Below are 23,725 nucleotides of genomic sequence, written 5' to 3' on the forward strand. Positions count from 1 at the left end.
GTGGCCTTTCAGGTCAGGCGGCTTTCGCGTGGGAAAGCCAGTCGGTCGATGCGGTAATGCCGCCAAGCGGGAAGATATGCGCCGCCTCGATGGCGAAATCGGGATGTGCCGCCTTGTGGCGGGCGATGGCGGTGATGAAGTCGGTGGGCTGATAGGGCACCAGCAGTTTGGTCACGTCGCGGGCACGGCGTTGCAGCACGCGCAGGGATGGGCCGACGCCGCACATGATGGCGAATTTCAGCATGGTTTGCAGCTTGGCGGGGCCGGCGACGCCAATGCGGATCGGCAGGTCAAGGCCCACCGATTGCAGCCGGTTTACCCAGTCGATCACCGGCGCGGCGTCGAAGCAGAATTGCGTGACGATGGCCATCTGCGCATCGGTCCGCCGTGCGAAATCGCGTTTCCAGCGCAGCGCCGTCATCACCTGCGCATCGCCGCCATCGGGGTCGATGTCGCGGTTGCCCTCGGGATGGCCCGCCACATAAAGACGGTCGAAATCGCCAAACACACCCGTGTCCAGCATCTGCATCGAATCGGCAAATTCACCACGCGGCGCCGACAGCCCGCCGCCCAGCAGCAGGGCCTGGCGGGCGCCCGCATCGCGATAGGCCGAAACCCAGTCGGCCAGGGCCGCAGCCGAGGGCACGATGCGCGCGGGGATATGCGGGACGGGGGCGAAGCCCTCGCGCGCCAGCCGGGCAACGGTGGCCTGCATCTCGGCCGGTTCGGTGCCGTCGATATGGGCCACGAAAACCTGCGTCCCCGCCGGCAGCAGATCCCCGAACGAGGGAATCTTCTCGGCCGTGCGTGGCATTACCTCGATCGAGGCCGCTTGCAGAAAGGCGGGCAGGGCCGAGCTTTTGTCCTTGGGCGTCCGAAATTGCATGAGCGACATGTTTGCAGCCTTTTCAAACCGGGTTCCAGCCGTCATTGGCGATGATCGCCTTCAGACGGTCTTTGTCGTATTCGGCCTCTAGCCGGGCGGCTTCGGCCTGCGGGTCGTCTCCTTCTACCGGGGCGCGGCGCCACTGGTTCAGGTAGTCGTCGGTGCCCGCCAGACCGGCCTTCATCGCGGCGCGGTCGATGGCCTGTTCGAAACGCTCGGTCAGAATGACGCGCGTGGCGTTGCGGCCCTTGCCCTGGGTCACCTGGGCAGGGATGTCGCGCCAGTAAACAAGCGTCAGTCCGGACATGCGGGGCTCCTCTTCTTCCGGTGTGAATAGGGCGGTGGCGGACCGGCTGATCATCCGCTTGCGACCATCACGCGGGCCATTTGCGACCTCGCCCGTCGCTTCATGGCGAAAGTGATGCAGACCCGCAACGGGTCGGGGCGTGAAACCTTTGCATGATCATCATGAAGCAGGGCGTTGCCTCTGTCCCGCGGCGCCGCTAGCGTCCTGTTCATGGCAGAAGATCTTCACGATTTCGGCGAACATGATTTCGTCATCATCGGCGCAGGCAGCGCCGGCTGCGTGCTGGCCAACCGGCTGTCGGCCGATCCGCGCCACCGCGTCCTGCTGTTGGAGGCCGGGGGCAGCGACAACCGCTTTTGGGTGCATGTGCCGGTGGGCTATCTGTATTCGATGGGCAATCCAGCCGTGGACTGGTGCTACAGGACCGAACCCGAGGCCGGGTTGAACGGGCGCGCGCTGAACTATCCGCGCGGTCGGGTGCTGGGCGGCTGTTCCTCGATCAACGGCATGATCTATATGCGCGGTCAGGCGGCCGATTATGACGGCTGGCGGCAGGCAGGCAATCCGGGCTGGGGCTGGGATGATGTGTTGCCCTTCTTTCGCCGGTCCGAGCGGCATTTCGGTGCGGCCAGCGAGGTGCATGGCACGACGGGCGAATTGCGGGTTGAACAGCAGCGGCTGAACTGGCCGATCCTCGATGCCGTGGTCGAGGCGGCGCAGGAAATGGGCCTGCCTCTGCGCCCCGATTTCAACGATGGCGATAATGAGGGCGTGGGCTATTTCCCGGTGAACCAGCGGCGCGGTCTGCGCTGGAACGCGCGCAAGGCTTTTCTGGATCCGGCAAGGGGCCGGCCCAATCTGCGGATCGAAACCGGCGCCCAGGCAGAACGGCTGCTGGTTCAGGATGGCCGCGTCACTGGCGTCATCTTTCGGCAGGGTGGCAGACGGTTGGCCGTTCGGGCAGCGGCCGAGGTGGTGCTGGCGGCGGGGGCGATCAACTCGCCCGCGCTGCTGGAACTGTCGGGCATCGGGGATGCGGCGCGGCTGTCGGCCATGGGCATCGCGCCGGTGCTGGACCTGCCCGGCGTGGGCGAGAATCTGCAAGACCATCTGCAATTGCGCAGCGTTTTTCGCATCAGCAATGCCCGCACGCTGAACGACCGGGCGGCGACGCTGTGGGGCAAGGCCGGGATCGCGCTGGAATATGCGTGGCGGCGGTCGGGACCGATGGCGATGGCGCCCTCGCAACTGGGGATTTTCGCGCGCTCATCCGATCGGTTCGAGACGGCGAATATCGAATATCACGTCCAGCCCCTGTCGCTGGACAAGTTCGGCGAGCCGCTGCACCCCTATCCGGGCCTGACGGTATCGGTCTGCAACCTGCGCCCCGAAAGCCGGGGCAGCAGCCATATCCGCAGCGCCGGTTTCAATGACGCGCCGGTCATTGCGCCGAACTATCTGTCGACCGCCGGCGATCGCGAGGTGGCGGCCGACTGTATCCGTCATGCGCGCCGGCTGATGGCCACGCGGCGGATGGCGGCATTCGCCCCGGTCGAGACCCTGCCCGGTGCGGAACTGCAATCGCAGCAGGAACTGGAACGTGCGGCAGGCGATGTCGGCACGACGATTTTTCACCCCGTCGGCACGACGAGAATGGGCGATGATCCGATGGCGGTGGTCGATGCCCGGCTGCGGCTGCGCGGGCTTGCCGGGCTGCGCATCGCGGATGCGGGCGTGATGCCGACAATCCCGTCGGGCAATACCCATGCCCCGGCCACGATGATCGGCGAAAAGGCGGCGGCGATGATCCTTGAGGACGCAAAGACCGGTGCTGTCACGACCGCCTAGCCCGTGTTAGCCTGCCGCTGCCGTCCCTGCCGGAGAATGCGATGCTGACCCGCCGACTGTTCACCGCAACCGCCCTGTCATCCGGCGTTCTGGGGCTGGCGGGCTGTTTCGGCCAGCCCCCGCGCCCCGCCATGTTCGATCTGGGCGATGCGGCGGTGGACGCACATATGCATCTGTTCAACGGCCGCGATGTCCCGGCACGGGGATTTCTGTTGCAGGTCGTGTTTCGCGACATGGCAGGCAGCCTGCCCGGCGGCCTGTTGCAGCCGCTGGCGGATCTGATCGTCGGCTTTCTGCTTGCGGGCACGCGCACGGCCGGGCAGGAACTGGCCGACCGGCGCCCCGCCGCCCCGGTAGATGACCAGGCGCTGCTGGCCCGCGCCATCGACGACTATTACGGACAGGCCCGCACCCAGGCGCAAACCATGGTGGCACGGCGCTCGGTCCGGGCGGGCGGCGACGTTGCGGCAGGCTCTGCCATTCCTTTGCGGCAGCCCGATCTGATCCTGCTGGAGGAAATGTCGAAGGCAGCCGGTGTGCCGGTCGGTCAGGCCGCCGCTGGCATTCCCGCATCCGGGACCGGGGACGGCCCCGCGATCAGCCGCAATGCGGCGCGCCGGGCGGTGACTGCGCCCAGTATCGGCCAGCAGCTTGCACCGGGGCTGCTGAACCCGGATCGCAAGACTGTCGACGCCCAAAGCCTGAACCTTGCCGGCGTGCTGCAATGGGCCACGCTGATGACGCAAGACAGGGCCGATATCTGGGGCAGGGCGGTTTCGCTTTATGGCAAGCCGCGCGAGGCGCGGATCTTTTGCAATTATCTCGTCGACATGGCGATGTGGCTGCAACCGGCCGAGCCGTTCCAGACAAGCAGAATGATCGACCAGATCAGTCTTGCCCAGCAATTGTCCCGGAACCAGCCCGAGGTGCTGGTGCTGAATTTCGTGCCCTTCTGTCCGCTGCGGGCGGCGATCGAGGGGCCGGCGGTATTGCAGCAGGTTCAGCGTGCGGTGCTGGATCACGGCTTTGCGGGGGTGAAGCTTTATCCCTCGATGGGGTTCCGGCCGGATGATAACAGCGCCATCAGCCTTGCCTATGCCAGCGACCGCGTGCGTCGCGACCCGCCACCGCGCCGGGCGCTGGATCAGGCTTTGGCGGCGCTGTATCGCTGGTGCGAGGATCAGGACGTGCCCATTGCCACCCATGCCTCGCACAGCTTTGGCGCGGGGCCGGGGACCGAGGCCTATTCGGCGCCCTGGCTCTGGGCGCCGGTTCTGGCCGATCATCCGGCGCTGCGGGTGAATCTGGCGCATTTCGGCGGCTTCGGCGCACATAATCCACAGCATTGGCAGGACGAGCTGGGCGAGATGATGGCCAGCGGCGCGCAGCTGTTCTTCGATACAGGCTATTGGATCGAGGCCGCGCGTGACGGGACGGGTGAGTTGCTGGCGCGCAGCCGCGCCTTTCTTGCGCGCTTTCCCCAGGCCGAGCGGCTGATGATGTATGGCAGCGACTGGCACATGATCGCACGAGAGCCTGATCACACCGCCTATCATGGTGGGATGCGGGATTTTGTCACGGCACTTGCTGGCGGTGACCGCACGAAATCCCGCGCAATGATGGGCGGCAATGCGCTGCGCTGGCTGGGGCTGGACCGGCCGGACGGGGCGTCATTCCGGCGCTTGCAACGCCATCACGGCCGCCATCCGGTCTGGCGGGATCTGTTCGCGGCCGCCTAGCGGGGCGCAGCTGTCAGCTTTGCCTCTGCGGTGGCGGTGACGCCTTGTGTCGCGCTGCGGTTGCGGATCTGGCGCCAGATGAAGGCGGCGACGAAGATCGCGGTCAGGACCATGACGATGGTGGGTGCTGGGGCGCTGTCGATCCAGAAGCTGATCCAGACCCCGCCAAGGCAGGAAAACAGCGACACCGCCGATGCGGCCGCCAGCATCGCCTGCATCCGCCGGGTCAGCAGAAAGGCGATGGCGCCCGGCGCGATCAGCAGCCCGACGGCAAGGATGATCCCCACCGCCGACAGCATCGCCACCACCGTCAGCGAGATCGCGGCCAGAAGGCCGTAATGCAGCCAGCGGACCGGCAGGCCGACGACCCGCGCCTGCACCGGATCAAAGCTGTGCAGGGCGAGGTCGCGCCAGTTTGTCAGGATGGCCGCGCTGACCAGCAGGGCGATGATGGCGGTGCGGATGATCTGCCCCTCGGTGACGCCGAAGATATTGCCGAACAGGATGTGATACAGATCCATCGACGAGGGGATCGCCACATAAAGCACCATCCCCGCCGCGAACATGCCCGACATGACCACGCCCAGGACCGTATCCTGCTTGACCCGGCTGTTTTCCTGCAAGAATCCCGCCGCAAGTGCGCAAAGCACCCCTGCGACAAAGGCCCCCGCGACCAGAGGCGCGCCAAGGATATAGGCCAGCACCACGCCCGGCAGGACCGCATGGCTGACGGCGTCGCCCATCAGGCTCCATCCCTTGAGGACGAGGAAGCAGGACAGCAGCGCCGCCGGCACGGCGATGATTGCGGCGATGGTGAAGGCCTCGCGCATGAAGCCGTATTGAAAGGGTGCAAGCAGCCATTCGGTCATTCGGTCGCCCCTTCTCGCAGGGCCTGGGCGGCGCGGCGGCGGGCCGCCAGCGTGCCATGGGTGGGCGCAAAGACGAAGGCCGCAAGGAAGATCAGCGTTTGCAGCATCACGATGATGCCCCCCGTCGCACCGTCGAGGAAAAAGGACAGATAGGCCCCCACGCCCGAGGTGATGCTGCCGATGGCCACCGACAGCGCGATCAGCCGCGGAAAGCGGTCGGTCAGCAGATAGGCCGTGGCGCCGGGCGTGACCACCAGCGCCACCACAAGGAAGGCGCCCACCGTCTGCATCGCGGCCACCGTGCTGGCGGCCAGCAGCGTGAAGAACATCACCCGCAGCCGGCCGGGATGCAGCCCGATGGTGCGGGCATGGCTTTCGTCGAAGAAGACCGCCAGCAGGTCTTTCCATTTCATAAGCAGGATCGCCAGCGAGACGAAGCCGATGATGGCCAGTTGCCGCACGTCCTCGGGCGTTATGGCCAGGATATTGCCCATGGTGATGCGCTGGATATCCACCGCAATCGGATCAAGCGAGATCATGAACAGCCCCAGCCCGAAGAAGCCGGTGAAGATCAGCCCGATGATCGCATCCTCGCGCAGGCCCGTGCGGGTGTTCAGAAACAGCATGGTCAGCGCCGCCAGCCCGCCAGACAGGAACGCCCCAAGCGCGAAGGGCAGGCCCAGCATATAGGCACCGGCGACGCCGGGAACGATGGAATGCGAAAGGGCGTCGCCGATCAGGCTCCAGCCTTTCAGCATCAGATAGGCCGAGAGGAAGGCGCAGACGCCGCCGACAAGGGCCGAGACCCAGATGGCGTTGGCCATGAAGTCATAGCGGAAAGGGATCAGCAGCGTGTCGATCATGGCAGGCGCCATGCGGGGGTTTCACACCCCCGCACCCCCGTGGGATATTTGCGTGAAGAAGAACCGGTCTGCGTCATGGTCATATGCCGTCGGTGGTGCGGTGGCGGTCGTCATAGAAGATCAGCGGGCGTTCATCATCGCTGAAGACATCGACGGCGCGGGCGTCGGGGTCGTCATGCAGGGCCGGGCCGCCAAGGACGAAATGGCGCAAGACGCCGCCAAAGGCGCGTTTCAGGTTTTCGGGGGTGAAGGTTGTTTCCACCGGACCCGAGGCCAGAACGGTGCCCTTCACCAGCACCACCCGGTCACAATATTCGGGAACCGAGCCAAGGTCGTGGGTCGAGACAAGGATCACCCGCCCCTCGTCGCGCATCTCGCGCAGAAGGGTGATGATGGTTTCCTCGGTTTTGACGTCAACGCCGGTGAAGGGCTCGTCCAGCAGGATGACGCGGCCCTCCTGCGCCAGCGCGCGGGCCAGAAAGACGCGCTTTTTCTGGCCGCCTGACAATTCGCCGATCTGGCGGTGGCGGAATTCGGCCATGCCCACGCGGGACAGGGCATCGGAGACGGCCTGGAGGTCGGCCGGACGGGCGCGGCGCAGAAAGCCCATATGGCCATAGCGCCCCATCATCACGACATCCTCGACGAGGACGGGAAAGGACCAGTCGACCTCTTCCGCCTGCGGAACATAGGCGATCAGGTTGCGGGCCAGAGCCTGTTCAACGCTTTGATCCAGCACCGTGATGCGGCCACGCGCCGCCGGGATAAACCCCATCAGCGCCTTGAACAGTGTTGATTTGCCCGCGCCGTTGACCCCGACCAGCGCCGTGATCGAGCCTTTCGGCGCGGTCAGGCTGGCATCGCGCAGGGCCGTATGGCCGTTGCGATAGGTGACGGTCAGGTCGGTGACGGTGATGCCATCGGTCATATTGCAAGCTCGGTCAGGATGGTTTCGGTGGTGACGCGCAGCAGGTCCAGATAAGAGGGCACCGGGCCATCGGATTCTGACAGGCTGTCGACGTAAAGCTGGCCACCATAACGGGCGTCGGTTTCCGCCGCGATGGCACGGGCCGGCCGGTCGGATATGGTGGATTCCGAGAAGATCACCGGGATGGCATCCTTGTGCATCGTGTCGATCACCCGGCGGATCTGCTGGGGCGTGCCCTGGCCATCTGCATTGATCGGCCAAAGGAACAGCTCGTTCAGGCCGAAATCGCGGGCGAGATAGGAAAATGCGCCCTCGGATGTGACCAGCCAGCGGCGGTCCGGGGGCAAGGCGCGCGCGGCGTCGCGCAACGGGCCGATGGTGCCCTCGATCCGTTGCTTGTAGCGGGCCGCATTGGCCAGGTAGGCCGTGGCATTGGCCGGATCGGCCGTGGCCAGCGCACCGGCGATATTGTCGATATAGATCAGTGCGCTGTCCAGCGCCATCCAGGCATGGGGATTGGGGCGGCCGTCATAATCGCCGCCCGTGATGGCGATTGGCTTGACGCCCTCGCTGACCACGACCACCGGAACATCGCCCAGTTTCGCGGTGAACTGCTGGAACCAGGCCTCAAGGTTCATGCCATTGGCCAGAATCAGATCCGCGCCCGAGCTGCGGATCATGTCGCCTGCCGTGGGCTGGTAATTGTGGATGTCAGCCCCCGGTCGGGTGATTGATTCAACATCCGCCAATCCGCCCGCAACATTGCGCGCCATATCCGCGATGATGGTGAAGGTGGTGGCGATCTTCAACCGCTCGGCTTGCGCGGGAAGGGCAAAGGACGCCGCCAGCAGGAACGGCAAAGTGGAACGGATCAGGGTTCGGGTAAGCGCTTGGATCATGATTCACAGGTATCTGCGAATGATTCTCAACTGTCAACAGTTGCGATTGGGTCGCAACTGATGGCCCAGTTGCAACTGATGTCGCGATGGGGCAAGAGGGGGCATGACCAAGGACCGTGCCCGACAGCTGGAGGCCGCATTGCGCGAGGCCGGCGTTCGCATCACCCGGCAGCGGTCTGCGCTGTTGCGGGTGCTTGCGGCCTGTGACGACCATCCTGACGCGACCGAGCTGCATTTGCGGGCCAGGGATGCGGGTGTGGCTGTCTCGCTGGCCACGGTTTATCGCACGCTGACGACGCTTCAGGCGCAGGGCGTGATCGAGAAGCTGGAATTTCGGGGCGAACCCGCCCGGTGGGAACCGGCCGATCAGCAACATCATGACCATATGATTGATGTCGATACCGGCGCGGTGATCGAGTTCACCAATGACCGGATCGAGCGTCTTCAGGCCGAGATCGCCGCCGAGATGGGATATGAGATCGTCCATCACCGGCTGGAGTTGTATGTCCGCCGGCGCGGCAACGGCTGATGATCCGGGCGTGATCGCGTAGATTTCCAGCGAGCGGTGCGCGGATCGCGCCTGGGGGTGGACAGTTTCCGTCCCGAACTGTTCCATGCCAGGGTAAACAACCCCAGGGGGATCAGGATGAGATATGCACTCGTATTCGGGATGATGCTGGCCACACCCGCACTGGCCTATGAGCCGCTGGTCGAAAAGCAGGAATTCACCCTGGCCGATTTCGTGACCGAGGGTGGCGAAACCATCCCCGAGATGCGGCTTGGCTATGAAACCTATGGCACGCTGAACGAGGCCAGGGACAACGCCATCCTGATCCCGCATTTCTTCAGCGGCAACAGCCATGCGGCAGGGAAATATGCCGAAAGCGATGAAGCGCCGGGTTACTGGGATGCGATCATCGGGTCGGGTCGGGCCATCGACACCGACAAGTGGTTCGTTGTCTCGGTCGACAGCCCGGTGAATCTGGGCGCGAATGATCCCAATGTCATCACCACCGGCCCGGCCAGCATCAACCCGGCCACGGGTAAGCCGTGGGGCATGGATTTTCCGATCCTGACCATGGGCGATTTCGTCGAGACGCAGAAAGGGTTGATGGAACAGCTTGGCATTCCGAAATGGCACGCGGTCATGGGGGCCTCGATGGGGGGCGTGCAAAGCTATGAATGGGCCGCGCGCCATCCCGATCTGCTGGGGCGGGTCGTGCCGGTCATCGCCTCGGGCTGGGCCGATGCCGACCTGATCGCCTGGCTGGACATCTGGGCCTCGCCCATCCGGCTGGACCCGAACTGGAACGGTGGCGACTATTACGGGGGCGAGCCGCCCAATGCCGGGCTTGCTGATGCGCTGAAGATCGTGACGCTGCATGCCAATTCGGCCGAATGGACGAATGGCAGCTTTGGCCGGACATGGGCGGCCGAGGGCGCCGACCCGGCCGCCAGCTGGGACAATGAATTTGCCGTGGTCGATACGCTGAACAAGGCGGGCGCGGCGCGGGCCGGCCTGTCGGACGCCAATCACTTCCTGTATCTCGTCAAGGCGAACCAGCTGTTCGTGGCCGGGAACGAGGGCGAGAACCTGTATCAGGGCCTGCTGGACATCAACGTGCCGGTGATGCTGATCCATACCGACGAGGATCTGGTCTTTCCCGGCGATGCCGTGCGCGAGACCGGGGCAATCATCAAATCCGACGGCACGCCGGTCGAGATCGTGGAATTGCAGGGCACGCGCGGCCATCTGGATGGCGTGCTGAACATCGCCCAGGCAGGGGACCGCATCCGCGCCTTTCTTGAGGCGGACTGAAACAGCCCAGCGCCGCGCTTGACCAGGCGTGGCGCAGGTTCTAGGACGATGCGGATCATTGGGGGCCTGTAGCTCAATTGGTCAGAGCAGGGCGCTCATAACGCCTTGGTTGGGGGTTCAAGTCCCTCCGGGCCTACCATTTTCACCGATCCCGCGCTGATCCGTTGCCCCGCCCTGCGGCTTCCGCTATGGGGACGCCATCCAAGCGAGGGCGGCGAGATGAGCGACAATCCCAATGGTCTGACCTATGCCGAGGCAGGGGTCGATATCGACGCAGGTAATGCACTGGTCGAACGCATCAAGCCGGCGGCGGCGAAAACGCAGCGCTCGGGCGTGATGGAGGGCCTGGGCGGCTTTGGCGCGCTGTTCGATCCGCGCGCGGCGGGCTTCACCGATCCCGTTCTGGTCGCCGCGACCGACGGCGTCGGCACCAAGCTGCGCATCGCCATTGATACCGGGCATCTGGATGGTGTGGGCATCGACCTGGTCGCCATGTGCGTCAACGATCTGGTCTGTCAGGGCGCCGAGCCGCTGTTCTTCCTTGACTATTTCGCCACGGGCAAGCTGTCCGTCGATGAGGCCGCCCGCGTGATCGAGGGCATTGCGGCGGGTTGCGCCGGCTCTGGCTGCGCGCTGATCGGCGGTGAGACGGCGGAAATGCCCGGCATGTATGCCAAGGGTGATTTCGATCTGGCGGGCTTTGCCGTAGGCGCGATGGAACGCGGCACGGCGCTGCCCTCGGGCGTCGTGGCGGGCGATGTGCTGCTGGGCCTGGCCTCGGACGGGGTGCATTCCAACGGCTTCTCGCTGGTCCGCCACGTGGCCGAGGCGGCGGGGATGGATTGGGAATCGCCCTCGCCCTTCGGCCCCGGCACGCTTGGCCGGGCGCTGCTGGTACCGACGCGGCTTTACGTCAAACCGGTTCTGGCGGCGGTTCGCGCCGGTGGCGTGCATGCGGCGGCCCATATCACCGGCGGCGGCATCACCGAGAACCTGCCGCGCGTGCTGCCCAAGGATCTTGGCGCCGAGATCGACCTGAATGCCTGGACGCTGCCTCCGGTCTTTGACTGGCTGCGCAAGTCCGGCGGTATCTCTGAAGCCGAGATGCTGAAGACCTTCAACAGCGGCATCGGCATGATCCTGTCGGTCGCCGCCGACCGCGCCGATGCGCTGACCGCGCTGCTGACAGCCGAGGGCGAGACGGTTCACCGGCTTGGTCGCGTCGTCGCGGGGCAGGGCGTGCGCTACAGCGGCAGCCTTTCGTGAAGCGAGTCGCCATCCTGATTTCCGGCGGCGGCTCGAACATGGTGCGGCTGCTGGACAGCATGGATGGCGATCATCCCGCCCGCGCGGTTCTGGTCGGGTCGAACGATCCGGCGGCGGGCGGGCTGGCCAAGGCGGCCGGTCGGGGAATCGCGACCTTTGCCATCGACCATCGCGCCCATGCCAGCCGCGCCGCGTTCGAGGCCGCGCTGCTGGAACCCTTGCTGGAAGTACAGCCCGACATCATCTGCCTGGCCGGGTTCATGCGCATCCTGACGCCGGATTTCGTGCGCCGCTTTGACGGGCGGATGCTGAACATCCACCCGTCTCTCTTGCCCAAATACCCAGGCCTTCACACCCATGCCCGCGCCATCGAGGCCGGCGATACCCAGGCCGGCGCAACTGTGCATGAGGTGACGGCCGATCTGGATGCCGGCCCGATTCTGGGGCAGGCGCGGGTGCCGGTGCTGGTGGGCGATACAGCCGATACGCTGGCCGCGCGGGTGCTGGTGCAGGAACATCGCCTGTATCCGGCGGTGCTGCGGCGCTTTGCTGCTGGCGATCGGACGCCGGTGATACTTTAGACGCCAGTGCCAAGCGAGGCGGACAGTTCCGCCCGCAGCCAGTCGCGAAACTTGCCGATGGCCGGCTTGCGATGCGATTCAGGTGCCGTGACCAGCCAATGGAAATCATTGGTGACCGCATGGCCGGGCAGGGGGCGCACCAATGTGCCCTGCGCCAATGCATCGGCGGCAATAATCGCCCAGGCCATGAATACGCCCTGGCCCGACATGGCCGCATTCAGGCACAAGCCGCCATCGGCCAGCTCTGGCCCGTCAGACAGCATGGCCGGTGTCAGCCCGTGGGGCGCCAGCCATTCCGACCAGCCTGCCAATTGCGCATTTTCCCGGATCACCGGCAGCCGCGCCAGATCGGTGACGCTGTTCAGCGCGGGCGCAAGCGTCGGTGCGCAGACCGGAAGGAACTGCTGTTGCATCAGCCGGTCCTGCCGCAGCCCCGGCCCAACTGGGTCGGGCGCAGGGCCTGACCGCTGCGATCAAAGACCGGGCGGCCAAGTTGCGCCTCGGTCCTGGTGATACGCTGGCTCAACGCGCCCGAGGTCACGCCCAACTCGTCGGCTGCGGCGGTCAGCGTGCCAAGCCGGGCCACGGCCTCGATCGCACGCAAACCTGACAGCGAAATTCGGTTCAGCGAGTTCATTTAGGTTATCTAAAATAGACGCTGAATAATCGCAAAATATGCGGGATGATTTCGCAGATATATTAAGATCATGGAAACATCTTCAGCCGCTGACTTCACCGCCTTGCCCCGCAAGCGCAGATCCGCGACCTGCTGGATCATCCCGAAATCATCCGCATGAGCCGTCACGAGTTGGACGACCTTCCGCTGCCGCGGCCTCAACAAAAAAATCTTGTTCTGCAAACCCATGTGCTGTGCAAATGAATGCCGCCTGGGTGTTTTGCGGTCGGGATGCGGTTCTGTCCGATGGCGGGTAAAGGACACAGGCATTCCGGTCGGACAATGCTGCATTGCAGCAATTGCCGGCGGATTTGCGCCGTGCTTGGTTGATTGTCGGGCAGGACGGGTATAGGCCCCACGCAGCACCGTGCCGTTTGGCGCGCAATCCCCGTATGCAAGTTCTTCCGAGCGTTATCATGACCGAAGCCAATCAGACCCCGATCCCCGAACTCTACGTCTCGCCCGAGGCCGCCTCTGCCCTGAAGGACGAGGCAGGCAACATGCCCAGCTGGGATCTGACCCCGCGTCAGATCTGCGATCTGGAACTGCTGATGAATGGCGGTTTCTATCCGCTGAAGGGCTTTCTGACCGAGGCCGATTACAACGGCGTCGTCAATGACATGCGCCTCAGCGACGGCAGCCTGTGGCCGATGCCGATTAATCTGGATGTCAGCGAGAAATTCGCCGAAGGGCTGGAGCCGGGCACCGATATTGCCCTGCGCGATCAGGAAGGCGTGATTCTGGCGATCATGTCGGTCACCGACAAGTGGGTGCCCAACAAGGCGCATGAGGCCGAACAGGTCTTTGGTGCCGATGATCTGGCCCACCCGGCCGTCAACTATCTGCACAATGCCGCCGGCCCGGTCTATCTGGGCGGCCCGGTCAAGGGCCTGCAAGCGCCGACGCATTACGATTTCCGCGGTCGTCGCAATACGCCGAACGAACTGCGCGCGCAGTTCAAGAAACTGGGCTGGCGCAAGGTCGTGGTCTTCCAGACCCGCAACCCGCTGCACCGCGCCCATCAGGAACTGACCTTCCGCGCGGCGCGCGAGGCTCAGGCCAACCTGCTGATCCATCCGGTCGTCGGCATGACCAAGCCGGGCGATGTCGACCACTTCACCCGCGTCCGCTGCTATGAGGCGGTGCTGGATAAATACCCGGCCGCCACGACCTCGCTAAGCTTGCTGAATCTGGCGATGCGCATGGCCGGCCCGCGCGAGGCGGTCTGGCACGGCATTATCCGCCGCAACCACGGTGCCACACATTTCATCGTTGGCCGCGATCATGCCGGCCCTGGCAAGAACAGCGCCGGCGTCGATTTCTATGGCCCCTATGATGCGCAGGAACTGTTCCGCAAGCACGAGGACGAGATCGGCGTGAAAATGGTCGATTTCAAGCATATGGTCTATGTGCAGGAACGCGCCCAATACGAACCTGCCGACGAGATCGAGGAAGGCGTGACCGTCCTGAACATCAGCGGCACCGAGTTGCGCCGCCGTCTGCGCGAGGGGCTGGAAATCCCCGAATGGTTCAGCTTCCCCGAGGTCGTGCGCGAATTGCGCCGCAACTCGCCCCCGCGCGCCAACCAGGGCTTCACGGTGTTCTTCACCGGCCTGTCGGGTTCGGGCAAATCGACCGTCGCCAACGCGCTGATGGTCAAGCTGATGGAGATGGGCGGCCGTCCCGTCACGCTGCTGGATGGTGACGTGGTGCGCAAGCATCTGTCCTCTGAACTGGGTTTCAGCAAGGAACACCGTGACATCAACATCAAGCGCATCGGCTATGTCGCTTCGGAAATCACCAAGAACGGCGGCATCGCCATCTGTGCGCCCATCGCGCCCTATACCGCCACCCGCCGCGCCGTGCGTGAAATGGTCGAGCAATATGGCGCCTTTTGCGAGGTGCATGTCTCGACCCCGGTTGAAGAATGCGAACGCCGCGACCGCAAGGGCCTGTATAAACTGGCCCGCGAAGGCAAGATCAAGGAATTCACCGGGATTTCGGACCCTTATGAAGAACCGCAAAAGCCTGAACTGCGGGTCGACACCACCGAGATCGACGTTGACAATGCCGCGCATCAGGTTCTGCTGACGCTGGAAAACATGGGGTTGATCGGCCTGCGCTGATCGCCCATCGGCGCAGGGTGTGGGGGACATGGCTGATCCGACGATCATCACGCTGACGGCGATTCCCCCCCGCTTTGGCGAGCTGACGCAGACCCTGCGGGCCTTGCTTGAACAATCACTGCCGGCGGATGATATCCGCCTGCATATCCCCAGGGCCTATGCCCGCTTTCCAGACTGGGATGGTGGGCTGCCCGAGGTGCCGCAGGGCGTCACCATCTTTCGCAGCGATACCGATGACGGCCCGGCCAGCAAGGTCTTGCCGGCGCTGCGTGATCTTGCCGGGCAGTCGGTCGACATTCTGTTTTGCGATGATGACAAGCTGTATGACCGCGACTGGCACCGCCGCTTCAAGGCCGAGCGCGCCCGCCGTCCCGGCGAAGCCATCGTCGAGGCGGGCGAGAACCTGCCCGATATCGACCCGGCCAGCCGCCCGGCCGCGCGCCTGCCGCGGGCAAGGCGGCGTGGCAAGGGCCTTGGATATCGCTTGGGCCGGCTGTTGACGGCGGGGCTGTGGCGACCGGGCAATTATGCCGCATCGGGTTATGTCGACATGCTGTCGGGCTGGGGCGGGGTGATGGTGCGCCCCGAGTTCTTCGATGCGGCTGTTTTCGACATTCCGGCGCGGCTGCGATCGGTCGATGACCCCTGGCTGTCGGGTCATCTGGAACGCATGGGCGTGCCGATCTGGCTGATGGCCGGCGCCGCCAAGCAGCGCGAGCGTGACGGAACCGCCGATACCTCGCTGGTGCGCGGGACACATATGGGTCAGGATCGGATCGCCGCCGATCTGGCCGCCATCGACCACTTTCGGGACAGTTATGGGATCTGGCCTGCCGCGCGACAGCCGCAGCCGGATTGGCTGGGGCCGAATCCGATGGGCTCGATGCGGGCCTTGTGGCTGCGCGGCCGCGACGGGCGACAGGGCGGTTAGCGGCACATGGGCTGGCGCTCGTCGCTGGAAATCCACGACCTGACCACCGGCGAGACGCGGATCGTCCTGCGCAGCGACCGGCTGATCGAGGCACCCAACTGGCACCCGGACGGCTGGTTTCTTGTCAATGGCGAGGGGCGGCTGTGGCGGGCCGATGGCGACGGGCTGCGGCTGGTGGATACGTTCGGGCTGGATCGCTGCAACAATGATCACGGATTTCTGCCCGATGGGCGGGTCATTTTTTCCTGCCACAACGAACAGGGGGCCGGCATTCACCTGCTGACCGCCGATGGCGCGCCGGCATTGGATCTGCCCCGGCCAAGCTGGTGGCATGGCGCATATGGCGGGCAGATCACCTATGCCTGCGCCAGGGGCGGCGACCGCGTGGTGCGGATCGCGGTGATGGATCTGGCCAGCGGTGCCGAGCGGCTGTTGACGCCCGGCCGCGCCCATCATGACGGGCCGGATTTTTCCGCCGATGGCCGGCATATCTGGTTCAATTCCGACGCGACCGGCCATGCGCAGATCTGGCGCATGCGCGTCGATGGCGGCGATGCCGCGCCGGTTTTCCGCGACGAGAACGTGAACTGGTTTCCCCATCCTTCGCCCGACGGGCGGCATGTGCTGTATCTGGCCTATCCGCCGGGCACCATCGGCCATCCCCGTGATCTGGATGTGGGGCTGTGGCTGATGGATTGCGATGGTGGCGCCAGGCATCCGGTGGTGCGGCTGTTCGGCGGACAGGGCAGCATCAATGTGCCATGCTGGGCGCCGGACGGCCGTGCCTTTGCGTTCATGCGTTACGCGCCAATCGGCGCCCCGGAATAGGGCGGCCGATCAAGGCCGGGCAGGCGCCACCAGACCATCAGGACCGAAAGGCCATGAGAACCCCGATGAATGACATTTTGTCCCGGTCCTACGATCCCGCTGATCTTGCTGCCTGTCTGGCGATTTTCGACAGCAATCTTCCGGTCTTTTTCGCAGCCGAGGAAAGGGACGAGTTCCGCGCGTTTCTGGGCAGCGCCAATGCCGTCGATCAACGACCCTATCTGGTGCTGGTGCGACGGGGGGTGGTGATCGCCTGTGGCGGGCTGTTCGTGGAAACGGCAAAGCGGCGGGCGGCGCTGGCCTGGGGGATGGTTGACCGCAGCCTTCACCGGCAGGGCCTGGGCAAGCGGCTGATGCTGGCCCGGCTGGCGCAGGCGCGGACAATCCCGAATATCGCTGTGCTGACCCTGCAAATCAGCCAGCACAGCGGCGGCTTTTATCAGCGTTTCGGGTTTGCCGTCACAAGGATTACAGCCGATGGTTTCGGGCCGGGGCTTGATCGGTGGGATATGGCCTTGCCGTTGAGGCCGTCGCAGCAAGGTCATTGCCGATAGCGGTCCTGCGGCCATTGCCCGCGGCCTGACCATGCAAAAGGGCGGCCGACCTGCCCGGTCGCACCGCCCCGCAATTCCTTGGCCCCAAGCGCCGTTCAGTGAACGCTGACAGGTTCCAGATCGTTCTGGCGGGCCAGGAAAAAGGCCAGCTTGCGATCCTTGACCAGCGCCAAACGCTCGCCATCCATGCCATGCACGGCATAAAGACTGTCCAGCCCCTCGGCCTGTTCGCGGACCTCGTCGGGCAGGCTGTCCATCTCGACACGGCGGATATAGACCGTGTTCTGCGTGTCATCGCCAAATTCGTATTTCGTATTCATTGCTCTGATCCCCATTATTTGCGGCTGATCGGAATGGTTTGCACCACCTGTTGCGGCTGCACCCGTCTAAGGTCGATATTCAGCAGCCCGTTTTCAAGACGTGCCTCGGTCACATCGACGCCATCGGCAAGAACGAAGCTGCGCTGAAAGGCGCGGGCGGCGATTCCACGGTGCAGAAACACCCGCTCGCCATCATCCTCGGTCTGACGGCCGCGAATGACCAATTGCCGATCCTCGATGGTGATCGTCAGGTCATCATCGCCGAAACCGGCCACCGCCAGCGTGATTCGGAACCCGTCGGGGGCGAAATGTTCGATGTTATAGGGCGGATAGCCCTCGGCCCCCTTGGCGGCCCGTTCTGCCAGCCGTTCCAACTGGTCGAAGCCCAGCAGATAGGGATGCGTCCCCAGGGAAATCTTGCTCATCCTCAGCCCTTTCAAGCGAAGCGACTGTTTGTCGCCGGCCCCGCAATGCAGCCGCCAGCCCAATCAATATGTGTGGTCCCCAGCATATGCGCAAGGGCGCGAAGATTCTGTTAACAGGGCAGGATTTGCGCGCTATAACGGTCTGCCCGATTTCGGCAGGCAGCAAGAAACGGTTCCGATGAACAGCCACCACGAAATGTCGCATGAAGAGATCACCCGCGCCCGGCTGGAGGTGCTGAAACGCGAACATCGCGATCTCGACGAGGCGATCGCGGCCCTGGCGGGACAGAACCTGTCATCCTCGCTGACCCTGCAACGGCTGAAAAAGCAGAAGCTTGCCCTGAAGGATCGCATCGCGCGGCTGGAAGACGAGTTGACCCCGGACATCATCGCCTGATTGCGAAAGCCGCGGCCGCGCGCTATGGCGAGGCCGTCAGCCAAAGGGAGCAAGATGGAAAAACCCGTTGGAATCATCATGGGCAGCCAGTCCGACTGGCCCACCATGCGCGAGGCCGCCACCATCCTTGACGAGTTGGGCATCGGCTATGAGGCCCGTATCGTCAGCGCCCATCGCACGCCCGACCGGCTGTGGGATTATGGCAAGACGGCGGTGGAACGGGGGCTGAAGGTCATCATTGCGGGCGCCGGCGGGGCGGCGCATCTGCCGGGGATGATGGCGTCCAAGACCCGTGTGCCGGTGATTGGCGTGCCGGTGCAGACTAAGGCGCTGTCGGGGGTCGATTCGCTGTATTCCATCTTGCAGATGCCCAAGGGCTATCCCGTCGCGACCATGGCCATCGGTACGGCCGGCGCGGCCAATGCAGGGTTGATGGCGGCCGGTATTCTGGCGATCGCGGATCCGGTGCTTGCCGAGCGGCTGGACGGCTGGCGCGCGGCCTTGTCGGCCAGCATTCCCCACGAGCCGCGCGATGAGTGATGTTCGCATCATCGGCATTCTCGGCGGGGGGCAGCTGGGTCGCATGTTGTCGGCCGCGGCCAGCCGTCTTGGCCTGCGCTGCCATATCTATGAACCCTGCGCGGCGCCGGCTGCCGACGTCGCCTATCGGCTGACCAATGCCCCCTACGAGGACGAGGCGGCGCTGCGTGCATTCGCCGAGTCGGTCGATGTCGTCACCTATGAATTCGAGAACGTGCCGACCTCGGCGCTGGATTTGATCGAGAGCATCGTCCCGATCCGCCCGAACCGGCGTGCGTTGGCCGTGTCGCAGGACCGGCTGACCGAAAAGACCTTTCTGAACGAGATCGGGCTGACGACCGCGCCCTTTGCCGATGTCCCCGATCAAGCCGCGCTGGCCGGGGCGCTGGCCGGTATCGGCGCGCCCTCGATCCTGAAAACGCGGCGGCTTGGCTATGACGGCAAGGGGCAGGTGCGGATCGCGGATGCGGCCGTTGCGGAATGGACCGGCGCGCCCTCGGTGCTGGAGGGTTTTGTCGATTTCACCGCCGAGATCAGCGTGATCGTGGCGCGCGGGATGGATGGGCAGGTCGCGGCTTTTGATCCGGGGCTGAATGTGCATCAGGGTGGCATTCTGCGCAGCACGACCGTGCCTTGTGGGCTGCCTGGGCGGGTGACCACCGATGCGGTGCTGATCGCCGCGCGGATTGCGGCGGCGCTGGATTATGTCGGCGTGATGGGGGTCGAGTTGTTCGTCACGCCCCAGGGGCTGGTTGTCAACGAGATTGCGCCTCGGGTGCATAATTCGGGCCACTGGACCCAGGCCGGCTGTGCGGTGGACCAGTTCGAGCAGCATATCCGCGCCGTGGCGGGCCTGCCCCTGGGCGATGGCAAGCGCTATGCCGATGTGGTGATGGAAAATCTGATCGGCGATGATCTGGCCCGTTTGCCCGATCTGCTGCGCGCGCCGGATGTGCAGGTTCATCTTTACGGCAAGGGCGAGGCAAGGGCTGGCCGCAAGATGGGCCATGTGAACCGGATCACGCGGTGAGGCTGGCACGGCCGCGTCTGGCCGTTCGCGCGGCGATCTTGCAGGATGATCGGCTGCTGATCGTGAATGCCTATCCGGGACGCCAAAGCGATCTTTGGGCGCTGCCCGGCGGCGGCGTCGAGCCGGGGCAGTCGCTGCCGCAGAACCTGATGCGCGAGGTCGCCGAGGAAACCGGGCTTGTCATCCGCGTCGGCGCGCCCTTCCTGGTCAACGAATTCCACGATCCCGACAGCGGTTTTCATCAGGTCGATCTGTTTTTCCGCGCCGGGCTGGCGACGGATGGCGCGATCCGCCTTGCCGATCCCGAAGGGGTGGTGAACCGCTTTCGTTGGGTCACGCGCGATGAATTGTCGGGCTTGCGGCACAAGCCGGACAGCCTGGCCCAGGCCGTCTGGGGCGATGCCGCCGCCATCTATGACCCGCTGGAACGCATCGTCGGCTAGGGGGCTTCGCCCCCTCGTCGCTGAACGCTCCTCACCCCCCAGGATATTTGGACACGGCTGATGGGTTATTCTGGCAGGGTCTCGGCCAGATAGCGCATCATGTTGCCGCCCATGACCTTGGCGATCTGATCCTCGGTCAGGTCGCGGTCCAGCAGGGCCTGGGTCAGGGCGGCGAGCCCGGCCGTGTCAAAGGGCGCGTCGACCGAGCCATCGTAATCCGAGCCGAGCGCGACGTGATCCTCGCCCAGCAGGGCAATGGCGGCCGAGATGCTGCCGGCGATATCGGCGGGGCTGCGGCCGCAGACGACATCCTGCCAGTAGCCGATGCCGACCAGCCCGCCCTTGGCGGCGATGGCGCGCATCAGGTCATCGGGAAGATTGCGCGGGGTTTGGCAATGGCCATTGATGCCGGTATGCGAGACAATGGGGCGCGTTCCCTCGATCGCCAGCACGTCGCGGATCAATTGCGGACTGGCATGTGCCAGGTCGATGATCATGCCCGTCTGCATCATCCGCCCGACAACCTGACGGCCGAAATCGGTGATGCCCAGATCGCCCTGACCATGCAGGCTGCCGCCCAGTTCATTGTCGAAGAAATGCGTGAGCCCCATCAGCCGGAACCCGGCGTCGAAAAGCTGGTCGAGATTGGTGATGTCACCTTCCAGCGGATGTCCGCCCTCGCTGCCCAGGATCGCGCCAAGGACCGGCTGGCCCGAGATGCGCGCTTCGAGCACGGCTTGCAGGTCGGCGCGGGTCAGGATCAGCGTCAGCCGGTCGGGTGCGGCCTCGGCCATGTCGCGCAGGGCCTCGGCCTGAACCAGCGCGCGTTCCTTCAGGCTGAACCAGGACCGGACCGGCCGCAGCTGGCCAATGAACAGCGGGGTGATGTTGTCGGGCGCTTCGGCGCTGTTTTCGCTGTAATTCTGGCCGCGCGGGCTTTTCGTGACGGTGGTGAAGACCTGCACCGCGACATTGCCCTCGGCCAGTCGCGGGATATCGGTATGGCCGCGATTGCCGCGTTCCAGCAGGTTACGTTCCCACAGCAGCGGATCGGCATGCCAGTCCCCGATGACCAGGCGGTCATGCAGCACCTGCGCCTCGGCCGAGACCGGCCAGCCCCCGGCCGGAGTGGTCAGCGGGTTCAGCTGCCGTTCGACATAGGCCGGCCCCCAGATCAGCACCGCCATCACGGCAATCGCCGCCAACCCGATCACCCCCATCAGCAGTTTTCGCAGCACGACATCCCCCAGGCTTTATCGTCACACATATACGCTGACGCGCATGACAGCACTGTGGCATGGCGCAGGGCGGTTGTGGACCTGCCGCGTGCAAGTATTTTGGGATGATGACAGGTGGTTGAAGCCGCATTGCGCGGGGGCGCCCAGCCCTGGCCGGTGTTGATTGCATCCCTGGCCGCAAGCGTTCATGGCCGCCGCTGTCCGGCAGGCAGGGCACAATGGTGACAGGCTGCAAAACCGTTCGTGTGAATGCGCCTAACTGGTTGCATCCTGACCCGATCTGTATCAATTGAACGAACAGTTCGTTTACACATCCGTTTAAGATCTTGTGGTGAGTTTATGGGAAATTATGCGCCGACGGCCGAAGACTTGGCGTTTCTGGTCGAACAGCATCCCGAAAGGTTCAGCAACGGGTTGCAGACCTCTCGCGAGTTGCAGAACACGTTGCGCAACCATGCCGGTAGTGACGGCGTCAGCCAATCCCTGCGTGAAGCGACGGTGCAGCGGGAATATCAGGATTATCTGAAGAACGGCAATGCGCCGCTGACGCGATCGCCGATTCCGCCTGCTGCCGATGCCGATGGTGACGGCGCGATGGATGCCGAGTTTGCCGCCTATTGCCCTGCCTGCCAGACCGGCGAGCCCTGTTGTCTGACCGGCGGCGCGATCATTGATGCCGATGAACCGTCGCGCAAGATCGAATGGCCGGTGGCCGCTGGCGCCGAGGCGAAGTCGCGGTTGTATGTCATCGCCAAGGACGTTGTCGGCACCCAGTTGCAGGCAAAGGTCAAGCTGAAGGGCGAGGGCAAGGATTGTCAGGTCGGCAAGGCCAAAACGCCGGGATTCGCCTATATGCAGCGCGATTCCGCACAGGTCGATGTCGCCCGCGCCGAAACCGAGATCGGCGTTGTCGTCCCGCAGTCGATGAGCACGCTGGTGGCCGCCGCCGATCTGGCCCCCGAGATCATTCCGCAGAACTTCCTGATTGCGCTGGCGATCATCGACATGGCCTTTGCCTCGTCCTCGGACTGGAACGGTGATGGGTTTCTGGGTGTGATCCCAAGAATGTGTGTCCGCACGCCCGAGATGAGCAAGCAGTTGAATGTCACCGCCTGGCCGCAATTCGAGTTGAACGGCGAGGGCGAGTTCAACCTGGAAGCGGGCCTGCATACCAGCGGCGGCTCGTTCACGACCGACTTCAAAAGCAAGCTGACCGGCAAATATGGCTCGTTTACGCTGACGCAATCGAATGAACGAAAATCCGGGAACAAGAACCACGAAAAGGCGCGGGGCCGGCGTCAGGCACCGGGTCTGGTCGGTACGATTTCCTCGATTTTGGGGAATTTCTCCAGCTACCTGTCGATGAGCTCGGCCGACCCGGCCGCACGGCGCAGCCTGACCTCGCATGCGTCGGGCGTCTTGTTGCAGCTGGTGATCAAGCTGAATGTCGATGCATTGAAGCTTGAAGAGAAGGAAGCCACGCCTGACCTGCTGATGCGGCTCGCAGGCTTCGATATTTCGGCCACGCTGACGGTGTCGGGGACAATCGACTTCATCGACGTTGCTGCGCAGGCCCTGTTGTCGCCCGCCGGTGCACGTCTTGTGCAAAAGGTGCGTGCCGAGGCGGCTGACACGTCGAATGCCGTGAATGCCGATTTGCAGGCCGCTGTGACGCTGAGCACCGAGGGGCAGTTGAAATTCGCCTGCAAGACGCCGTTCACCTGGGTTTACGTTGCCAATGGCCAAAGCCACTATGAGAATGATGGCGGCGAACAAGAATTTACCGGTCACGTCAAGATCCGGGGCCAGGCACAGATATCGCTGCATGTCGAGGCCGAGGTCTGGTTAGTCTCGGCCGAGGCCGGCGCGGCCGGGTCACTGCATACCGGCTGGAACTGGGAATGGAAGATTGGCGATTCCAAGCGGTTGACCCGCTATTACTTCGAGGGGCTGATTGCCAGTGCGCGCGGTTATGCCAGCATGAATGTCACGACCTCGACCAGCCGCAAGCCACCAAAGCGGGAACGTGGGAATGCCGAGATCACCAGCAAGACCGAGCTTGAGCAAACCGTTGGCAAGGCCGAGATCGGCAGCGATAAATGGAAGGATCCCCGTGAAAGCAGCGCCGATGGCGCGCGCTATGTGATCCTGGAGCCGACGGTTGCCACGATCACCGATAGCGCACCGCCCTGGGAAAAATACTGATGTTCAA

At 64.4% G+C, this 23,725-nt stretch carries 27 protein-coding genes and 1 tRNA gene; 16 read left to right on the plus strand and 12 right to left on the minus strand.

Annotated elements, in window-relative coordinates; genetic code table 11:
* Positions 1 to 13 precede the first annotated feature (13 nt).
* On the minus strand, positions 14 to 895 hold the full coding sequence (locus FNJ84_RS16970) for a methylenetetrahydrofolate reductase (protein ID WP_143794496.1): 882 nt from the start codon (positions 893 to 895) through the stop codon (positions 14 to 16).
* Between the two features lie 13 nt (positions 896 to 908).
* Entirely contained in the window at positions 909 to 1,193 is a 285-nt protein-coding gene (locus FNJ84_RS16975; protein WP_143794497.1) for a virulence factor, read from the minus strand.
* A gap of 210 nt (positions 1,194 to 1,403) precedes the next feature.
* On the opposite strand from FNJ84_RS16975, the gene FNJ84_RS16980 reads away from it, so the two are divergent.
* Together FNJ84_RS16980 and FNJ84_RS16985 are read left to right on the plus strand one after the other, a co-directional pair.
* On the plus strand, positions 1,404 to 3,041 hold the full coding sequence (locus FNJ84_RS16980; RefSeq protein WP_143794498.1) for a GMC family oxidoreductase: 1,638 nt from the start codon (positions 1,404 to 1,406) through the stop codon (positions 3,039 to 3,041).
* A gap of 41 nt (positions 3,042 to 3,082) precedes the next feature.
* Positions 3,083 to 4,780 carry an amidohydrolase family protein gene (locus FNJ84_RS16985; RefSeq protein WP_143794499.1) on the plus strand — a complete coding sequence of 566 codons (1,698 nt, stop codon included), beginning with the start codon at positions 3,083 to 3,085 and terminating at the stop codon, positions 4,778 to 4,780.
* On the opposite strand, the gene FNJ84_RS16990 is transcribed toward FNJ84_RS16985, so the two are convergent.
* The 4 genes from FNJ84_RS16990 to FNJ84_RS17005 all read right to left on the minus strand — a co-directional run bounded on the left by FNJ84_RS16990 (position 4,777) and on the right by FNJ84_RS17005 (position 8,339).
* Positions 4,777 to 5,649 (minus strand): metal ABC transporter permease, encoded by an 873-nt coding sequence (locus tag FNJ84_RS16990; protein ID WP_143794500.1) that lies wholly within the window; start codon positions 5,647 to 5,649, stop codon positions 4,777 to 4,779. The genes FNJ84_RS16985 and FNJ84_RS16990 overlap by 4 nt on opposite strands.
* Positions 5,646 to 6,512: a metal ABC transporter permease gene (locus FNJ84_RS16995; RefSeq protein WP_185968578.1), complete on the minus strand. Its 867-nt coding sequence runs from the start codon at positions 6,510 to 6,512 to the stop codon at positions 5,646 to 5,648. Before FNJ84_RS16995 ends, FNJ84_RS16990 begins: the two co-directional genes overlap by 4 nt.
* Positions 6,513 to 6,591: 79 nt before the next feature.
* Positions 6,592 to 7,440, minus strand: a complete 849-nt coding sequence (locus tag FNJ84_RS17000) for a manganese/iron ABC transporter ATP-binding protein (protein WP_143794501.1) — start codon at positions 7,438 to 7,440, stop codon at positions 6,592 to 6,594.
* Positions 7,437 to 8,339: a metal ABC transporter substrate-binding protein gene (locus FNJ84_RS17005; protein WP_143794502.1), complete on the minus strand. Its 903-nt coding sequence runs from the start codon at positions 8,337 to 8,339 to the stop codon at positions 7,437 to 7,439. The genes FNJ84_RS17000 and FNJ84_RS17005 overlap by 4 nt, the downstream gene beginning before the upstream one ends.
* Positions 8,340 to 8,442: 103 nt before the next feature.
* On the opposite strand from FNJ84_RS17005, the gene FNJ84_RS17010 reads away from it, so the two are divergent.
* The 5 genes from FNJ84_RS17010 to purN all read left to right on the plus strand — a co-directional run bounded on the left by FNJ84_RS17010 (position 8,443) and on the right by purN (position 12,005).
* Positions 8,443 to 8,868, plus strand: a complete 426-nt coding sequence (locus tag FNJ84_RS17010) for a Fur family transcriptional regulator (protein WP_143794503.1) — start codon at positions 8,443 to 8,445, stop codon at positions 8,866 to 8,868.
* 117 nt (positions 8,869 to 8,985) lie between these two features.
* Positions 8,986 to 10,158, plus strand: coding sequence for a homoserine O-acetyltransferase (locus FNJ84_RS17015; RefSeq protein WP_143794504.1), 1,173 nt, complete (start codon positions 8,986 to 8,988; stop codon positions 10,156 to 10,158).
* A gap of 62 nt (positions 10,159 to 10,220) precedes the next feature.
* Positions 10,221 to 10,297 (plus strand) — tRNA-Ile (locus tag FNJ84_RS17020).
* A gap of 80 nt (positions 10,298 to 10,377) precedes the next feature.
* Positions 10,378 to 11,424: a phosphoribosylformylglycinamidine cyclo-ligase gene (gene purM / locus FNJ84_RS17025; RefSeq protein ID WP_143794505.1), complete on the plus strand. Its 1,047-nt coding sequence runs from the start codon at positions 10,378 to 10,380 to the stop codon at positions 11,422 to 11,424.
* On the plus strand, positions 11,421 to 12,005 hold the full coding sequence (gene purN / locus FNJ84_RS17030) for a phosphoribosylglycinamide formyltransferase (RefSeq protein ID WP_143794506.1): 585 nt from the start codon (positions 11,421 to 11,423) through the stop codon (positions 12,003 to 12,005). Before purM ends, purN begins: the two co-directional genes overlap by 4 nt.
* Here purN and FNJ84_RS17035 read toward each other — a convergent pair.
* Genes FNJ84_RS17035 through FNJ84_RS17040 form a run of 3 tightly spaced genes read right to left on the minus strand, consistent with a single transcriptional unit; the run spans position 12,002 to position 12,870 of the window.
* Positions 12,002 to 12,418 (minus strand): LysR substrate-binding domain-containing protein, encoded by a 417-nt coding sequence (locus FNJ84_RS17035; protein WP_255471263.1) that lies wholly within the window; start codon positions 12,416 to 12,418, stop codon positions 12,002 to 12,004. The genes purN and FNJ84_RS17035 overlap by 4 nt on opposite strands.
* Positions 12,418 to 12,642, minus strand: a complete 225-nt coding sequence (locus FNJ84_RS22430) for a LysR family transcriptional regulator (RefSeq protein WP_255471264.1) — start codon at positions 12,640 to 12,642, stop codon at positions 12,418 to 12,420. The genes FNJ84_RS17035 and FNJ84_RS22430 overlap by 1 nt, the downstream gene beginning before the upstream one ends.
* A gap of 9 nt (positions 12,643 to 12,651) precedes the next feature.
* Positions 12,652 to 12,870 (minus strand): hypothetical protein, encoded by a 219-nt coding sequence (locus FNJ84_RS17040; protein WP_143794507.1) that lies wholly within the window; start codon positions 12,868 to 12,870, stop codon positions 12,652 to 12,654.
* A gap of 227 nt (positions 12,871 to 13,097) precedes the next feature.
* Here FNJ84_RS17040 and FNJ84_RS17045 point away from each other — a divergent pair, with 227 nt between their 5' ends.
* Genes FNJ84_RS17045 through FNJ84_RS17060 form a run of 4 tightly spaced genes read left to right on the plus strand, consistent with a single transcriptional unit; the run spans position 13,098 to position 17,120 of the window.
* Positions 13,098 to 14,807, plus strand: a complete 1,710-nt coding sequence (locus FNJ84_RS17045) for a bifunctional sulfate adenylyltransferase/adenylylsulfate kinase (RefSeq protein ID WP_143794508.1) — start codon at positions 13,098 to 13,100, stop codon at positions 14,805 to 14,807.
* A 28-nt stretch (positions 14,808 to 14,835) separates the two neighbouring features.
* A complete protein-coding gene (locus tag FNJ84_RS17050; protein WP_185968579.1) occupies positions 14,836 to 15,738 on the plus strand; it encodes a glycosyltransferase family 2 protein in 903 nt (300 codons plus the stop codon).
* A gap of 6 nt (positions 15,739 to 15,744) precedes the next feature.
* Positions 15,745 to 16,566 (plus strand): PD40 domain-containing protein, encoded by an 822-nt coding sequence (locus FNJ84_RS17055; protein WP_143794509.1) that lies wholly within the window; start codon positions 15,745 to 15,747, stop codon positions 16,564 to 16,566.
* A gap of 53 nt (positions 16,567 to 16,619) precedes the next feature.
* Entirely contained in the window at positions 16,620 to 17,120 is a 501-nt protein-coding gene (locus FNJ84_RS17060; protein WP_255471265.1) for a GNAT family N-acetyltransferase, read from the plus strand.
* Positions 17,121 to 17,215: 95 nt separating this feature from the next.
* On the opposite strand, the gene FNJ84_RS17065 is transcribed toward FNJ84_RS17060, so the two are convergent.
* A complete protein-coding gene (locus FNJ84_RS17065) occupies positions 17,216 to 17,440 on the minus strand; it encodes a DUF1150 family protein (protein WP_143794511.1) in 225 nt (74 codons plus the stop codon).
* Between the two features lie 14 nt (positions 17,441 to 17,454).
* Positions 17,455 to 17,865: an Hsp20 family protein gene (locus FNJ84_RS17070; RefSeq protein ID WP_143794512.1), complete on the minus strand. Its 411-nt coding sequence runs from the start codon at positions 17,863 to 17,865 to the stop codon at positions 17,455 to 17,457.
* A gap of 178 nt (positions 17,866 to 18,043) precedes the next feature.
* Here FNJ84_RS17070 and FNJ84_RS17075 point away from each other — a divergent pair, with 178 nt between their 5' ends.
* Genes FNJ84_RS17075 through FNJ84_RS17090 form a run of 4 tightly spaced genes read left to right on the plus strand, consistent with a single transcriptional unit; the run spans position 18,044 to position 20,275 of the window.
* Positions 18,044 to 18,262, plus strand: coding sequence for a YdcH family protein (locus FNJ84_RS17075; RefSeq protein WP_143794513.1), 219 nt, complete (start codon positions 18,044 to 18,046; stop codon positions 18,260 to 18,262).
* Between the two features lie 54 nt (positions 18,263 to 18,316).
* The gene (gene purE, locus FNJ84_RS17080) at positions 18,317 to 18,802 is read left to right on the plus strand and encodes a 5-(carboxyamino)imidazole ribonucleotide mutase (RefSeq protein ID WP_143794514.1); all 486 of its coding nucleotides are present in this window, start codon (positions 18,317 to 18,319) and stop codon (positions 18,800 to 18,802) included.
* Positions 18,795 to 19,832 carry a 5-(carboxyamino)imidazole ribonucleotide synthase gene (locus tag FNJ84_RS17085; protein ID WP_143794515.1) on the plus strand — a complete coding sequence of 346 codons (1,038 nt, stop codon included), beginning with the start codon at positions 18,795 to 18,797 and terminating at the stop codon, positions 19,830 to 19,832. Before purE ends, FNJ84_RS17085 begins: the two co-directional genes overlap by 8 nt.
* A 2-nt stretch (positions 19,833 to 19,834) precedes the next feature.
* Positions 19,835 to 20,275 carry an NUDIX domain-containing protein gene (locus FNJ84_RS17090; RefSeq protein WP_143794540.1) on the plus strand — a complete coding sequence of 147 codons (441 nt, stop codon included), beginning with the start codon at positions 19,835 to 19,837 and terminating at the stop codon, positions 20,273 to 20,275.
* A gap of 65 nt (positions 20,276 to 20,340) precedes the next feature.
* On the opposite strand, the gene FNJ84_RS17095 is transcribed toward FNJ84_RS17090, so the two are convergent.
* On the minus strand, positions 20,341 to 21,495 hold the full coding sequence (locus tag FNJ84_RS17095; protein WP_143794541.1) for a dipeptidase: 1,155 nt from the start codon (positions 21,493 to 21,495) through the stop codon (positions 20,341 to 20,343).
* A gap of 387 nt (positions 21,496 to 21,882) precedes the next feature.
* On the opposite strand from FNJ84_RS17095, the gene FNJ84_RS17100 reads away from it, so the two are divergent.
* Positions 21,883 to 23,718, plus strand: coding sequence for a hypothetical protein (locus FNJ84_RS17100; protein ID WP_221932005.1), 1,836 nt, complete (start codon positions 21,883 to 21,885; stop codon positions 23,716 to 23,718).
* Positions 23,719 to 23,725 lie beyond the last annotated feature (7 nt).

Source organism: Paracoccus sp. M683, assembly GCF_007096355.1.
GTDB lineage: Bacteria > Pseudomonadota > Alphaproteobacteria > Rhodobacterales > Rhodobacteraceae > Paracoccus.